Source organism: Psychrobacter sp. JB385 (assembly GCF_900163785.1).
Lineage (GTDB): Bacteria > Pseudomonadota > Gammaproteobacteria > Pseudomonadales > Moraxellaceae > Psychrobacter.
In genome coordinates, this window is sequence record NZ_FUKN01000014.1 from 640,698 (window position 1) to 655,808 (window position 15,111).

12 protein-coding genes are annotated in these 15,111 nt (G+C 42.5%); 5 read left to right on the forward strand and 7 right to left on the reverse strand.

The window, feature by feature from the left end; all coding sequences use genetic code 11:
* Positions 1-453: 453 nt before the first annotated feature.
* Together CZ794_RS13820 and CZ794_RS13825 are read right to left on the reverse strand one after the other, a co-directional pair.
* Positions 454-1,005 carry a protein disulfide oxidoreductase gene (locus CZ794_RS13820; protein WP_087042145.1) on the reverse strand — a complete coding sequence of 184 codons (552 nt, stop codon included), beginning with the start codon at positions 1,003-1,005 and terminating at the stop codon, positions 454-456.
* Positions 1,006-1,118: 113 nt separating this feature from the next.
* The gene (locus CZ794_RS13825; RefSeq protein ID WP_087042146.1) at positions 1,119-2,756 is read right to left on the reverse strand and encodes a carbon-nitrogen hydrolase family protein; all 1,638 of its coding nucleotides are present in this window, start codon (positions 2,754-2,756) and stop codon (positions 1,119-1,121) included.
* Positions 2,757-3,294: 538 nt separating this feature from the next.
* Here CZ794_RS13825 and CZ794_RS13830 point away from each other — a divergent pair.
* A complete protein-coding gene (locus tag CZ794_RS13830; protein WP_087042147.1) occupies positions 3,295-3,924 on the forward strand; it encodes a BLUF domain-containing protein in 630 nt (209 codons plus the stop codon).
* Positions 3,925-4,042: 118 nt separating this feature from the next.
* On the opposite strand, the gene CZ794_RS13835 is transcribed toward CZ794_RS13830, so the two are convergent.
* Positions 4,043-5,485: an FAD-binding oxidoreductase gene (locus tag CZ794_RS13835; protein ID WP_087042148.1), complete on the reverse strand. Its 1,443-nt coding sequence runs from the start codon at positions 5,483-5,485 to the stop codon at positions 4,043-4,045.
* A gap of 377 nt (positions 5,486-5,862) precedes the next feature.
* Between CZ794_RS13835 and serA the strand changes: the two genes are divergently transcribed.
* Positions 5,863-7,089 (forward strand): phosphoglycerate dehydrogenase, encoded by a 1,227-nt coding sequence (gene serA, locus CZ794_RS13840; protein ID WP_087042149.1) that lies wholly within the window; start codon positions 5,863-5,865, stop codon positions 7,087-7,089.
* 173 nt (positions 7,090-7,262) lie between these two features.
* Here serA and CZ794_RS13845 read toward each other — a convergent pair whose 3' ends face one another.
* Positions 7,263-8,336: a rhodanese-related sulfurtransferase gene (locus CZ794_RS13845; protein ID WP_087042150.1), complete on the reverse strand. Its 1,074-nt coding sequence runs from the start codon at positions 8,334-8,336 to the stop codon at positions 7,263-7,265.
* Positions 8,337-8,585: 249 nt separating this feature from the next.
* Between CZ794_RS13845 and CZ794_RS13850 the strand changes: the two genes are divergently transcribed.
* Positions 8,586-9,425 (forward strand): hypothetical protein, encoded by an 840-nt coding sequence (locus CZ794_RS13850; protein ID WP_143515729.1) that lies wholly within the window; start codon positions 8,586-8,588, stop codon positions 9,423-9,425.
* 79 nt (positions 9,426-9,504) lie between these two features.
* Here CZ794_RS13850 and CZ794_RS13855 read toward each other — a convergent pair whose 3' ends face one another.
* From CZ794_RS13855 to CZ794_RS13865, 3 genes are all read right to left on the reverse strand, one after another.
* Positions 9,505-10,086, reverse strand: coding sequence for a tetratricopeptide repeat protein (locus CZ794_RS13855; protein ID WP_087042152.1), 582 nt, complete (start codon positions 10,084-10,086; stop codon positions 9,505-9,507).
* A gap of 392 nt (positions 10,087-10,478) precedes the next feature.
* Entirely contained in the window at positions 10,479-11,096 is a 618-nt protein-coding gene (gene metW / locus CZ794_RS13860) for a methionine biosynthesis protein MetW (RefSeq protein ID WP_087042153.1), read from the reverse strand.
* Positions 11,093-12,508, reverse strand: coding sequence for a homoserine O-acetyltransferase (locus tag CZ794_RS13865; protein ID WP_087042215.1), 1,416 nt, complete (start codon positions 12,506-12,508; stop codon positions 11,093-11,095). Before CZ794_RS13865 ends, metW begins: the two co-directional genes overlap by 4 nt.
* Positions 12,509-13,066: 558 nt before the next feature.
* Between CZ794_RS13865 and hemH the strand changes: the two genes are divergently transcribed.
* Complete coding sequence (gene hemH, locus CZ794_RS13870) at positions 13,067-14,086, forward strand: ferrochelatase (protein WP_087042154.1); 1,020 nt, start codon at positions 13,067-13,069, stop codon at positions 14,084-14,086.
* A gap of 171 nt (positions 14,087-14,257) precedes the next feature.
* Positions 14,258-15,100: a BPSS1780 family membrane protein gene (locus tag CZ794_RS13875; protein WP_087042155.1), complete on the forward strand. Its 843-nt coding sequence runs from the start codon at positions 14,258-14,260 to the stop codon at positions 15,098-15,100.
* Positions 15,101-15,111: the final 11 nt, after the last annotated feature.

The following is a 15,111-nucleotide window of genomic DNA, read 5'->3' on the forward strand; positions in this document are numbered from 1 at the left end:
TGCGACAGATGTTATCGCCACTTAAGATACAGTTAGCTCAATAATAAATGCTCACAAGCCGAATGCAACCTAAAATACGTTTATCAGTCATAAAATATCGCTCTGATGTGTTTAAGATAAAAATCTCATTCTAAACAGCATTTGTCTGACACAATGTCTCGTGACGCTCTTTGCGGTTATTACCTCAAGCACTTTGCAAAGCGGCTTTTAACCATATAAGGGTTTGTTAAAGTAAATCAACCACATAAGGGATAGTAAAAAAGATAACGGCAGCTATTATATGACAAAAAGGATAGGGTAAAAAGAGCTGGCCTGCAACACTATGACTTTATCCAAAACTAATACGATGATTTATCTTAAATCTTGTTTGGCTTTCAAATGATCTGTAGCGCACGTTTTAAGTGTACTGGCTATTAAACTATATTAAATATAGGCTAAAGCGTCAGTCACATGTTAAAAAATAGTAGACAACCGTAATCGTAATTTCAACGACCAAAGCGGCTGTACGCCCGTCAGACCTTGACTCATCTCTCCTTTATTTAAGATGACATAAGAGGGCGTGACCTGTCCTTGCCAATCGGCAAAAATACGGCCTTCTTGGTCATTGATAGTCGTAAAGCTATAGTTGTGCTCACTAAGATAACGATGTAGCTCTTGATCATCGCCTGATTTGATCGCAACAGTGACAATGGGATAATTATTTTGTGCCGCAAGTTTGTTTATGGTGGGAGAAGTGACTCGGCAAACCGGACACCATGTACCCCAAAAATACACTAGGGTAGGTTTGTCATCGCTCAGCGCGGCCAAATCGACCATTTGTCCTTGGTAGTCTGTTAATTGTAATTGTGGGTTGGCTGGCATGACTGGCTGACGCCACCAATTAATGGCAGTATACACCGCAGCAAATATCAGACTGTACAGTAGGAAGGTCTTTAATATAGACCACGCTTTTTGTTTTGGTGTCTTTTTGAGCGTGTTCTTTTTTTTGCCGATATCGGTTGTCATAGTCGCTGCTTTTTCACTCTTAGGTTTTTGAGTAGATAAAAACAAACGGCTGAATGTTCAGCCGTATTATCAAGTGATTATAGTTATTATGCTAGCGGTCTTATCTTAACCGATTAGGGCTTTTGTGCGCGGTTTTGTAATGGATCACCCGTTAAGACGCTACCTGAGTTTTCGCGACGTTCTTCATCACTTAACTTGCTTGCTGATATTTTTGACTTTCGCTTCCACTTTAGGCTAAACAAGTCATCACGGCGATCGATCAGATTGTGTACCGAGCCTTCGTTACGGACGTGAGTGAGTTTATCTAAGTTCACATCTGAGAAGAAGATCATCTCAGTGTTCGCCGTGGTTTCTGCCATAATTGCATCATGAGGGAAAGCAAAGTCTGATGGTGAAAATATAGAAGACTGCGCGTATTGAATATCTAAGCTCTCAACTTGCGGTAAGTTACCAACCGAGCCGCAAATCATGACATAGCATTCGTTCTCAATCGCTCGTGCTTGAGCACAGTGGCGCACACGCAAGTAGCCGTTTTTGGTGTCTGTCCAAAAAGGCACAAATAAAATGTCCATATCATCAAGCGCAAGCAAACGAGCAAGCTCTGGGAACTCGACATCATAACAAACCAAGATACCAATGCGACCAGCATCCGTATCGAATACTTTCACCTCATCACCACCTTCGATGACCCAAGCGCTACGCTCATGTGGGGTAATGTGGATTTTGCGCTGCTCTTCCACTGTACCATCGCGGCGACACAAGTAGCTGACGTTATACAGTGTGTCATCCTCATCGAGTAATGGCATGGAGCCTACGATGACATTGACGTTATAACTGACCGCCAAGTGAGAGACTTCGTTTTTGAACCATTCGGTATAACCGGCCAAAAAGCGAATCGCAACGTTTTGATCCGTTGACTCACACAGACCCATCAATGGCGCGTTAAAGAATTCTGGCAAGCACGCAAAGTCTGAGTTGTAATCTGCCATCACATCAACGAAAAACTCAACTTGTTGCAGCAGCTCTTCAGGGGATTCAACCTCGCGCATCTGCCATTGAATACCACCGATACGCACTTCAGACTTGCGCGTGTTTGGCTTATAGTCTTTTGGCTCGTAATAGATATTCGCCCATTCAAGTAAGGTAGCAAAACCTTTTGACTGTTTGTCATCAGGGAGATACGCGGTCAAAATACGCTTGACGATAAAGCCGTTCGATAACTGAAAAGAGAGCGCAGGATCGTGAATTTCACGTGACGCAACAGCATCGATATATTCACCAGGTGTCAGATCTTGGTGGTTATGATAATTGGGAATGCGTCCACCAGCCAAAATAGCGCGGAAGTTCAACTGACGGCACAGCTCTTTACGGGCATCGTAAAGTCTGCGCCCTAAGCGGTAACCGCGATACTCAGGGTCAATCAAAGCATCTAGACCGTAGATGGCATCGCCTTCGGGATTGTCTCGGATGATCTCTTTTTGACCAATCAAATCATCATAAGTATGCGGGTTAGAGAATTTGGCATAATCAACGCGCATGGATAAGACAATACCGATCAGTTGATCATGGTCAAACAAGGCAATTTGCCCTTCAGGGAAAGCATCAATTAAGGTATGAATGGTGGTCTTTGACCAAGCGCCACCCAAGTTGACATAAACGCGATCCATCAACGCTTTTAATTGCGGATAGTCTTTTTTCTTGATTTCAGCAATCGTAAGATGAAAGTCATCTAACTTTTCTATTTTACTCATAATTTTCCTGTTTTTGCTTGTTACGGGTTATAACGATATTGAGAAAGGCGTCATTTAAAGGGGGATAACATTCAAACTAACAAGTCTTTGTGTAACAGATGCAATAAATATATTTCATTAACAGAGTATTACCGTTACAATGATTTATTGCAGCATTTACAATACGTTATAATGATATTCTATCTCATTTAGTACACAAATTTTATTGTAATTGTCGCTGTTTTGACGGATATTCTAGTCAAACTGACTAAAAAGTCACTATCTTTACCGATTAGCGTCGATAGACATTAGATGTCCATGCCGAGTTGTCTGAACACGCTTACCTGATAACTTTGTTAAATAGCATTTTTAAGTACACTTCGTTCCAAATACGTTTTGTTCTGCTCGCTATCATAACAAGCTACCCCATCAATAAAAGTCTAACGTGGTAACTATTTGCTACGTTTTTGTGAGTCAGTATCCTATGTTCCTTTTGGGCATCGTTTTACTTTGTTTGGTTTATTTCGTTGTTATAAGATGCTTTTTAGGATGATTAAGTATGCCCAAGAATTACAAAAATAGAAGCAATATGGGTGATGAAGTACAAGATTCAACGCTGATTCAATTGGTTTATGTCAGCAGTTTGACCTTAGGCTCACGTTTGAATACGTCTATATTTGAAGATGTAGAACGGCATGCACGTAATTACAACCAGCAGCATGGCATCACTGGCATTTTATGTTATGGCAATGGTCAATTTTTGCAATGTATTGAAGGGGAGAAAGCCCACGTATTTGCATTAAAAAAACGCATTTTTGCCGATAGACGTCATAAAAATGTTAAAACATTGCTATTACAAACGATAGAACATCGCAGTTTTACGGATTGGCGTATGCGTTTGCTGTTTTTAGAGCGTTGGTTATGGTCACCTGCGACAAAACAGCAAGCCGCGCAATTGTCACCCTATTTGCCGTTTTTTCCACATGATTGGTCACCTGAGCGCACAGAACATTTCTTACAAGTTATCAAAACCTTTGACAATCCACCTCACATTCAGGCGGCAGGTATTACTTATAATGCGCTTGGCAATATGTTTCGTCATATCGCGGCACCGCATCAAGCTTTTTTGATTGTGCAAGGATTTTTAAGTTTGTTACTCGTGATAGGGCTGGTATTGTTATACCTATAAGTCAGTAAATAAATAAGTCTTATACGGTCTATAAATTGATACTTTATGTGCGGCACAAAAAAGACGCTATTCTATTGGTATAGCGTCTTTTTTTATCTCAAGCTAATATGGCGATGCCTTACATATCAAAAATCTTACCGCGATTCATAATATTGTTTGGATCAAAGACTTTTTTGATGTCACGTAAATAGCTCATTTCAGCCTCACTGCGGCTATAATGCAGATACGGCTTCTTAGTCATACCCACGCCATGCTCAGCAGACACCGAACCGCCATATTTTTGTACCGTCTCAAACACATGCTTATTCACTACCTGGCACTCAGCAAAGAAATCATCTTTACTCATGTTTTCAGGTTTTAAGATATTCAAATGCAAATTACCATCGCCAATATGACCAAACCAGCACACCTCAAAGTCAGGGTAGTTACTGCTCACGATATCATCAATCTCAGTGATAAAATCGGGCACATAACTGATTAATACCGACACATCATTCTTATAAGGCGTGAATACGGAAATGGTTTCAGAAATGTACTCGCGCAATTTCCAAAGCTCTGCCGCTTGCGTCATACTTTGACTCATCACTCCATCGACCACCCAGCCTTGCTCCAGACAATACTCAAAGATCGTCATGGCTTTTTCCATGATCGGCTCATAGGGTGCTTCAAACTCCAATAGCGTATAAAACTTGGTGCGTGATTCGAATGGCTCTTGCACTTGACCATGTGCCATCAGCTTATCAATGGCTACATCATCAAAGAACTCGAACGCCGTTAAATCAATCTTTGCTTGGAAGGCAGAGAGAACATTCATCACATCACTAAAGTTGTCCATACCCAGCACCATGACATTTAAGTCTTGTGGCTGACGCTCAAGCTTGATTTGCGCGTGAGTGACGAGACCAAGGGTACCTTCAGCACCGATGAACAGTTGACGCAGATCATAACCGGTGGCATTTTTGACCATACCGCGGTTGAGATGCAAGATGTCCCCTTTACCCGTAACCACAGTCAAGCCCATGATCCATTGACGAGTCATGCCATAGCGGATGACTTTGATGCCGCCTGCATTGGTACCGATGTTGCCACCCATTTGACTGGAGCCTGCTGAGGCAAAGTCGACAGGATAGTAAAGATCTTTTGATTCGGCAAACTGTTGTAGCTGTTCGGTGATGACACCCGCTTCAATCTCAACCATGCGGTCGGCAGGAAAAAACTTGCCAATCTGGTTCATTTTATCCATGCTTACGACGATTTCACCGTTAGAGGCGACGGCACCTGCTGAGAGTCCTGTACGGCCACCACTAGGCGTTAGGACGACATTGTGCTCATTGGCCAGCAATACGATGGTCTGTACTTGTTCGGTGGTCTTTGGAAAGATGATGGCTGAGGCTGCTGGAGCAAAATGCTTGGTCCAGTCTTTGCCCCAGTGCTCTAAGCTCTCAGCATCCGTTTTGATTTGGCTTGGATCAAATTGATGTGTATTGAGTAAGGTGCTCAGTATCGTTTGGACAGCGGTCGTGTTGGTGTCAGATGTGCTTTGGCTAGATAAAGAAGTCATGGTCAAATCTCAGTATAAACGTAAGCGCTATGCATAAAGAAGATTATTATATCGCTAAATTGATATAACGAAACCCATATAACTATGTTTATATGGTTGTGGGTGTATAACTGGAAGTTGGTTATGTTGGTAATTATAGAGCGCTTCGAGTGTGTTCACTCAGACGCCCCAAGGCAGTCGTAAAAGATAAGCGAGTCCATTGCGAACCAAATGATTCACTATAGCATAAAAAGTTTTCAGGCTTAATCATCAATAATTGCTGTAATCTGCTAACATCAAGGTCGGATTTTGTGTAAGATATCTAGACTGTTTTCGTTTCACTCATCATGGATTATCCATCAGATAATTTTATAAGACAATTATAGGACAGTTCTCACATGGCGTTATCACTACAAAAAGATAAGATCCGGTTTTTATTGCTCGAAGGTCTACATGACAATGCGTTAAAAGTATTGGAAGGGGCAGGCTATCATAATATCGAGAACATCAGTCATGCTCTTGACAAAGATGAGCTCATCGAAAAAATCAAAGATGCCCACTTCATCGGTATTCGTTCGCGTACGCAATTGACACGCGAAGTACTTGAGCATGCGCATAAGCTGATCGGTATTGGGTGCTTTTGTATTGGTACCAACCAAGTAGATTTGGACGCGGCTCGCGATCTTGGTATTCCCGTCTTTAATGCACCATACTCAAACACTCGCTCAGTGGCAGAACTGGTATTGGCCGAAGCCATCATGCTATACCGCGGTATTCCTGAAAAAAATGCGACCGTCCATCGTGGCGGCTGGGGCAAGTCTGCGGCTAACTCACATGAAGTCCGTGGTAAGACGATCGGTATCGTGGGTTATGGCTCTATCGGCTCGCAATTGTCTGTGCTGGCAGAAAGCTTCGGTATGAAAGTCATCTATCATGATGCTGTGACCAAATTACCACTTGGTAATGCCGTTCAGGTTGGCAGCTTAGAAGAGCTACTATCAACCGCTGACATCGTGACATTACATGTACCTGATTTGCCAAGCACGCGTTATATGATGAAAGCAGAGCAGTTCGCGCAGATGAAAGAAGGCAGCTACTTTATCAATGCCGCACGCGGTACATGCGTCGAGATTGATGATCTGGCGGCAGCGCTTGAGTCTGGCAAAGTATTGGGTGCGGCGATTGATGTCTTCCCAAAAGAGCCAAAATCTGCGGACGAAGAGTTTGAGTCTCCATTACGTAAGTTTGATAATGTGATCTTGACGCCGCATATCGGTGGTTCAACGCAAGAAGCGCAGGCTAATATTGGGTTAGAAGTTGCTGATAAGTTTGTCAGATACTCTGATCAAGGTGACACGGCAACGGCTGTCAACTTCCCAGAAGTTTCTGTACCGTTCAAAGAAAATTCACATCGCCTGCTTCATATTCACAAAAACGTACCAGGTGTATTGTCACAGATTAACCGTCTGTTTGCAGAAGCAGGTATCAACATTTTAGCGCAGAGCCTTATGACAGAAGGCGATGTAGGTTATCTGGTGATGGATGTTGATTATAACGATTCAGATGCTGCACTCGATCAGTTAAAAGATGTCGAAGAAACGATCCGCGTACGTATCTTGTTCTAGACCGTATTCGTTCTTAATCTTCGTCGTGTATAAACAAATAGCAGATTCTCTTAATGAGAGTCTGCTATTTTTTTGCCAAAACTGCCATCAGTGGTAAAAATAAATATTTCGGTCAAAAAAAGCCTCAATCAACGTATTGATTGAGGCATTCTTTCGTTCAATGAGAAGGATGTTTATTCAGCTTTGGCTTTTTCGTCTGCTTCTGCTTGACGACGCGCTTCAATCTTAGCGGCTTTGCGTTTTTCTATGACATCCATGACATCGCTACCGATGTGAGCTTCGCCGCGTTTTTGTGCCAACTGCATTTGATGCTCACGCTCGCGGAATCGAGCTTTTTGCTCATCCGTTGCCTTGTCGATGCAATGCGGGCATGACTCGCCTTTGATGTAGGCGGGGCTTTGCATATCATCAGCCGTAATAGGCATACGGCAGGCAAAACACTGCTCATAACTGCCTTTTTCTAAGTTGTGATTGACCGACACACGATTGTCAAACACAAAGCAATCGCCTTGCCACATTGATTCGCTGACAGGGACTTCTTCTAAATACTTTAAGATGCCACCTTCTAAATGATAGACTTCTTCAAATCCTTGCTCACGCATATACGCGGTCGATTTTTCACAGCGAATGCCGCCTGTACAGAACATCGCAACCTTTTTATGCTTGGCTGGGTCCATCTCTTTGGCGACGTATTCTGGAAACTCACGGAATGTTTCCGTATTTGGGTTGACCGCATTTTGAAACGTGCCGATTTTTACTTCATAATCGTTTCGTGTATCAATAAGGATAACATCTGGGTCTGAAATCAGAGCATTCCACTCGCTAGGTTTGACATAACGACCAACGGATTGTAGCGGATCAATGTTCTCTACGCCCATGGTCACGATTTCTTTTTTGAGTTTCACTTTTGTGCGATAAAAAGGCTGAGCATCAGTATAAGACTCTTTAAAGGTAAAGCTGCCAATAGCTTCGATGCTACGCAGGTACTCAAGGACATTATCAATGCCTTGACGTGTGCCAGAAATCGTACCGTTGATGCCTTCGCTTGCGATAAGTAATGTACCTTTAACATCATTATCAAGCATAGTATTTAAAATTGGCTCACGATATTGCTCAAAATCGGCAAAGCGTGTGAACTTATAAAGGGCAGCTACAACGATATTATTGGTGAGACTATCGTAGGCGGGAGCCGACTTGTCATTAGTTGTGGTGCTTTCTTGGATATTACTATTTTGAGTGGTGCTCATGTTTTTCTCCTGCTGGCTGGGTCGCAAACCCAGTGCAATACGTTAAGTCTTTTGAAGTGATAAAAACATTGGCGTAATTGTGGATTTGACCAATGCGCGCGTAGTGTAGCAAATTTTGGGTAGTTTTTATAGGGAAAAATCTAGATCATCATGAGGACAAAAGATTTGAATTAGTTTCAGTATCTCGATAATCTCACTCAATTAGCTTTAATAATTTGAATATAGTACTAACTATTAGAGGAAAGGACTTTGAATGATAATGAAAAGCCGCTGTGGATGTATTTCGTTATATTAATGTTATTTATGCTGCCAGCTGTGTTTGTAGCTGGAGTAGTAACTGGAAGTAATGCAGAAATTCCTAGAGAGCAGGCTGGAGTTTATATTTCATCGGCAGTAAGTGCTATTGCTACTATGATAATTGCAATCTTGACTATTATTTTGGCTATAGAAACTTGGCGCCTTAGAAGAAACCAAGACACCCAGATATATGATAATCGCAAAGAAGCAATAAAGCCTTATGTAGAAATATCTTTAGAGTCTTCATTCGTGGGTTTTCAGTTTATGATTTTACGAGTAGAAAACGTAGGAAGAGGAATGGCTAAAGATATATCATTTAAACTTGTATCAGATAAAAATGAGCTTACTAGAAGTGAAATAAAAATCGTCAATGAGTTAGATAGACTGAGCTTTTTCAAAAATAACTTAAGTGTGCTAGGAGTTAATAAATCAAAAAAGAGCTTCTTATTCAGTTTTATCGATATGACAGGCGAATTTGGATCTGAAGTTTTTGACACTAAACTGTTATTCAATATTAATTTTTCCGATGTTGAAGGTAATAATTATACAAATAATGCAATAATAGACCTGTCGGAGTATAAAGGCATAACTGAGCTGGGTAGCGGTAACCCAGCTTACCGTACTTCAAAGGAGTTGGAGAAAATTAGAAAAATTTTGAGCTCTGTTGTAGATAGTAATAAAAAAATTAATGTAGACTCTTATTCAGAAAATGATAGAGACGAGGAAAGAAAAAGAAACGAAAGTAAGTATGCGGAAGTTCTTGAAGAAAAACGAGATAAAGATAATTTATAAATTTTAATTTTCTTTGAACAATAAAAAATCCAGCTCAAAGGCTGGATTTTTTTATCATTAGCTTAATGATATTTAAAGTTTACTTACTCTGGAACCACGTATCTGCTTTGCTGCGAGCACTAGCGATATCAGCGCTTGATAAGTTCAATGCCAACTGACCGATTTTGCCGCGTGCTTTGGTACGGACTTTTTCGTCTAGCATGCCATCACGGGCAGCCAAGTCGTACCATTTATAAGCATCAACCAAATTCTTTTGCTTTTCATCTAACAAGGCAAGCGTGTAGCTGGCACGGTTGTCACCGCGCATGGCTGCTTTTTCTAGCCAAATGCGAGCTTGTTGTAGGTTTGGTTGAACCCCTTCGCCGCGCAAGTACATGATGGCAAGATTCAACTGAGCAGGGGCAACACCTTGGTTTGCTGCTTTGGTGTACCACTGGATGGCTTGTTGCGTGTTTTGGGCAATACCTTGGCCTTTTTGTAGGCGTTTGGCCAAATAAAACTGAGCATGATTATTACCTTGAGCAGCGCTGGCAGACAGCTCACTGACAGGCATTAGCTCAAAACGTGAGGTATCAAGTGGCACGTTTGATATTAACTCAGCGTTTGCAATACCCGCACAAGAAAACAACGCGGTAAATAACGCAGCTTTTAATAATTTCATAGCAGCTCCAATAATAGGCAGTTAATAAGCAAAAGAAAAAGTTGTACCGCTGAATTGCGTTCAGCGGCAGTAACAATTAGGTGAAATCTTGCAGTATCAACTTACCTAATCATTAGCAATATAATTCATCATGGTAGTGTTGCAATAAACCGACCTTGGACCCATAAATAGTCGCCGTAGCGGTGCTGCTGACACTATTTCGCTAGCTTAACACCCAAACTTACGAAACTCAAATACTAATTACACGATTTAATTCCTATCTATACCTGTTTGACCCTAATAAAATCATAGAGTTACTTGATTGTAATAATACAACCAAACTTTATTAAGGTTAAGAATTGTACGTATAAGATTTCTTATCGCTCTCAATAATATTTACTAACGGACTGTCACTATTCTAGCTTTTGTTTGGTGACGCGATAGATGGCCACATCTGCTAATAAATTGGGCGCTCGTCGTATCAAGGTTTTCATTAATGGCGTATGTCCTTTTTCAGAATCACTGACCGCAAAGCGATTGATGATATGAATATCGTGTTGCGCGCACAGTTGCTCAAAATCTTTGAAGGTACACAGATGAATGTTTGGTGTGTTATACCATTCGTAAGGCAGCGCTTCTGAAACAGGCATCAGGCCTTTTAAACCCAAGTGCAGGCGGTTTTGCCAGTGGGCAAAGTTTGGAAAAGTAATCACAGCTTCGCGAGCAACGCGTAGCATGTCGAGCAACAAGACATCAGGTGCTTTGACTGCCTGTAGCGCTCGTGCCATCACAACTGTGTCAAAGCTATTGTCAGCGAAACGCGCTAGACCATCATTGAGATCTTGTTCAATAATAGATAGGCCTTTTGCAATGCCGTCATTGATTTTTTCTTCATCAATTTCAAGTCCGTAGCCCGTCACCCCGCGATGTTGTTGTAAATGTGCGAGCAGCTCACCGTTACCACAGCCCAAATCTAGCACATGCGACTGCGGCGCAATCCAGCGCTCAGCCAGTTGATGATCCATTCTCATGAGCGTGCTCCTGTGGGTTGCTGGCGGGTGTTTTTTGGCTGGCGCTCTGCGATGAATGGCGCAGTTAAAAACCCTCTGACGGCGCCCATATATCGCGGAATATCGAATAAAAACGAGTCATGACCGTGCGGCGCGTCAACATTGATGTAGTTGACGGGTTTGCCCGTTGCCATTAAGGCATCAACAATTTCTTGCGAGCGCTCTGGAGCAAAACGCCAATCAGTGGTAAAGGACACCACCAAGTATTGGCATTGTGTGTGGGCAAATGCTGCTTTGAGCGCCGTTAGCTCTTGTTGACGGTTGTGTTCATTATTACTGATAACGGCTAAGTCGTCTTCTAGCTCAATTTGAGTGGCTGTTTTGGCTGCTTCGACTGATGCACCAATTGAGTCTTCAAGTTCTGCGACTGGTTCTGTCGTTTCTGTAGACGGTGCTGAAGGACAATCAGATGTTAAATAACCACGCGTTGGATCAAAATAGTCTAGCGCTTTGGTCATGAGCAAATACGTATTGGCATCAAAGTTTTCGCTAAAACGCTCACCTTGATAGCGCAGATAGCTCTCAACTTGGAACTCAACATCGTAGCCATACATAAATTTACCAGACTTCAGGTCACGACCGAATTTGGCTTTCATGGCATCATCAGTGAGATAGGTAATATGACCCACCATGCGTGCCAAGATTAGGCCGCGACGAGGATAAGTCCCTGCCTGTAAATAGCGCCCATTCTTAAAGTCAGGATCAGAGAGAATGGACTGACGCGCCACTTCATTGAAGGCGATGTTTTGTGCTGATAACTTGGGCGTACTGGCAATGACCACGCAGCGCTTGAGTCTGTCTGGATAATCTACTGACCACTGAAGCGCTTGCATGCCGCCCATCGAGCCGCCAACGACAGCATGCCAGACATCAATACCAAGACGGTCTGAGAGAATGGCTTGAGTTTTTACCCAGTCTTTAATAGTGACCAAAGGAAAGTCAGGGCCGTATACTTGAGACTCGCTATGCTCACTTGTATCGTCATCTGCATGAACGCTGTCTGGGTTGATGGTGGTTGGTCCAGTAGAGCCAAAGCAGCTGCCAATATTGTTGACACAGACCACATAAAATTGATTGGTGTCGATGGCCTTATTAGGGCCAATCATGTTATCCCACCAACCCGCTTTTTTATCATCGCTACTATGAAAACCCGCGGCGTGATGGCTGCCTGATAGGGCATGGCAAATAAGCACGGCATTTGATTTGTCGCTATTGAGCGTACCATAGGTTTCGACGATCAGATCGAATGAGGGCAATGTCCGATTACACTCTAATGTTAGCGGCTCAGCAAAATGAAAAATCTTGGGCGTGACGATACCTACAGAGCCTACAGAATCAACCGCATCAGTTGAAGGGACTGCCTCTTTAGGAATAAGGTCACTGGTACTATCAGGGCGTGCGTTCAAAGCTACCTCGCAAGACAACAATCATCAATAAAATAAAAATGGCAAGATGTCGACAGATTGTTTGACCGACATTGTTATTACCTATAGTCAGTTCTAAATAAATCGATACGTTAATAGCGACGTACGACTGGGATAAATTTTTTGTAGCCTCTGTATTAATAGCAAGCAAGGAAAATTGATACAAGTCTTACTCTATCGTTTTTAAAATGAATCGACTATATACTGTATTTTTGCTCATAGTTTTCATTACTACAGGCTTGCCTATTGTATGGTGATGCGCATATGAGTACAACCTTCATGCAGCTTTTCGAGCTGAGTTTTTATAGTGGCAGAATAATGCAAGTGAAAAGGGTATGATCAAGCACTGAGTATCAAATTGTGTCAGCGCACTTTTACCCTGCGTGATTAATAGATAAAATGCTACACTTGCATGGCGTTGGTTTAATACTGACTTAATAATCTGTTATCGACTTACTTTGCCTATCATCTCGTATTTTTTAATTAACCTCATAAAATAGTGCTGCTATGAAACCTGAACTGCCTCCACGTATTGCTGTCCTATTAGTTAACCTTGGTACACCAGATGAGCCGACCGCGCCTGCGGTACGTCGTTATCTCAAACAGTTTTTGTCAGACCCTCGTGTGATTGAAATCCCAAAGTTTTTATGGGCGATTATTCTGAACCTATTTGTTTTGCCCAGTCGCCCTAAACGCGTCGCAAAGGCTTATGCCAGTATTTGGGAAGGGGATTCGCCGATTCGTAAGATTCTAAAGAGCCAAGTTGAGCAGTTAGAGCCGCGCTTGGCCAATAGCGTTGCGCCCTTTCGCGTGTCGGTACATCCTGCCATGAGTTATGGCAACCCAGGTTTGCCAGATGTGATGGATACGCTACGTAGCGAGGGCGTTGATCATTTTGTCGTCTTGCCTTTATTTCCGCAGTACTCTGCATCGTCGGGCGGTGCGGTATATGATGCGCTGACCAAATGGACACTTAAGCAGCGCAATCTGCCCAATTATACGATCGTTAAAGATTATTTTGCCCATCCGCTATATATTCAAGCATTGGCAGACTCGATACGTCGGTTTCAAGCAGAACATGGCAAGCCTGAAAAGCTGATGTTTAGCTTTCATGGTATTCCGCAGCCTTATGCTGACAAAGGCGATCCGTATCCTAGTCGTTGTAAATGTACGGCAGCGCAAGTGGCGCAGGCACTGGGTCTACAAGCAGATGAATGGATTATCAGCTTTCAATCACGATTTGGCAAACAAGAATGGGTGAAGCCTTATACCGACGTGGTGTTAGAGGATTGGGGTAAGTCAGGTGTGCGCTCAGTGCAAGTGATCAGTCCTGCGTTTTCAGCCGATTGTTTAGAAACACTAGAAGAGCTGGCGATTGAAAACCGCGATAATTTTTTGAATGCGGGCGGGCAAGAGTATCATTATATTCCAGCACTGAACTTGGATGAGGCGCATATAGATTTGCTTGAAGCCCTAAGTGCGCCATTGGTTAAAGGTTGGGCGGGCACCTTGGACGGTTGGGCGTAAACAAATCAGTAGATATAAAGATAATGAGTAAAAATGCCGATTCTGTTTAAGGGTCGGTATTTTTTTGCCTAAAGAATTTTTATTTAAATAGGTATAGCGAAATAAAGTTGAGATTGTTATCAGCAATGTGCAAAACTGTGACCATATTTATGGTTTGTTTTGAGGATTCATATGACTATCTCTAGTGATTCACCCAATACGGTCTCGCTACAAAAGAACAATGCGTTGCCCCCAGAGTTACCGCCAGTAGATGACTATGGTAATCTATTGCCACAGCTATTAGCTGAGCCTAGATCTTGCGATGCTGGCTGGGGTGTTAGCTGGATCACCAATGCCTTTGCGCTCTTCAAAGAGCAGTTTTTATTATGGATAGGGATTGGTGTGGTCTACATGATCATCATGGCGGTCACAAGCGCTATCCCTATTATCAATCTGGTTTTTTCTATTGTTTCTTTTGTTTTTTTAGGTGGCATTATAAAAGGCTGCGCGGCGCAAGCGAGCGGTAAAGCGCTGAGATTCGATCATCTTTTCTCAGCATTTAGTACACATTTAAAGCCATTGATAATCTTGTTCTTATTGTATATTGTCGCAATCATCATTGCGATTATACCTGTCGGTATTGTCTTCGTTATCGCTCATATGCTGAGCAGCGCAGGCAGTATCAATGTAGCAGCTGACCAAATCAGTAGTGGTACAATCATCGCTCTCGTCTTGGCATCATTATTCGCCATACTCTTGTTTCTTTCTTTGGTAATGGCTGTCTGGTTTGCTCCCGCCTTAATCGTGTTACACAATATTCGGCCTACTGAGGCAATGAAAATGAGTATCAAAGGGTCTTTGAAAAACGTTTGGCCTCTGTTTATTTTCTTTTTGGTAGGGCCGATCATCGCGCTGCTGGTTTTTGTATTTACATTAGGAATAGGACTACTGGCATTAGTCCCAATCGGTATGATTACCTATTACACAAGCTATCGCGATATTTGGACCGACCAGCCTTTATCAGCGATGCGTTGATCATACGATAT

What these genes read in the sequence shown, in the direction of transcription:
- CZ794_RS13820 (WP_087042145.1), bottom strand. Translation starts at nt 1,005, where the DNA reads ATGACAACCGATATCGGCAAAAAAAAGAACACGCTCAAAAAGACACCA.
- CZ794_RS13825 (WP_087042146.1), bottom strand. Translation starts at nt 2,756, where the DNA reads ATGAGTAAAATAGAAAAGTTAGATGACTTTCATCTTACGATTGCTGAA.
- CZ794_RS13830 (WP_087042147.1), top strand. Translation starts at nt 3,295, where the DNA reads ATGCCCAAGAATTACAAAAATAGAAGCAATATGGGTGATGAAGTACAA.
- CZ794_RS13835 (WP_087042148.1), bottom strand. Translation starts at nt 5,485, where the DNA reads ATGACTTCTTTATCTAGCCAAAGCACATCTGACACCAACACGACCGCT.
- serA (WP_087042149.1), top strand. Translation starts at nt 5,863, where the DNA reads ATGGCGTTATCACTACAAAAAGATAAGATCCGGTTTTTATTGCTCGAA.
- CZ794_RS13845 (WP_087042150.1), bottom strand. Translation starts at nt 8,336, where the DNA reads ATGAGCACCACTCAAAATAGTAATATCCAAGAAAGCACCACAACTAAT.
- CZ794_RS13855 (WP_087042152.1), bottom strand. Translation starts at nt 10,086, where the DNA reads ATGAAATTATTAAAAGCTGCGTTATTTACCGCGTTGTTTTCTTGTGCG.
- metW (WP_087042153.1), bottom strand. Translation starts at nt 11,096, where the DNA reads ATGAGAATGGATCATCAACTGGCTGAGCGCTGGATTGCGCCGCAGTCG.
- hemH (WP_087042154.1), top strand. Translation starts at nt 13,067, where the DNA reads ATGAAACCTGAACTGCCTCCACGTATTGCTGTCCTATTAGTTAACCTT.
- CZ794_RS13875 (WP_087042155.1), top strand. Translation starts at nt 14,258, where the DNA reads ATGACTATCTCTAGTGATTCACCCAATACGGTCTCGCTACAAAAGAAC.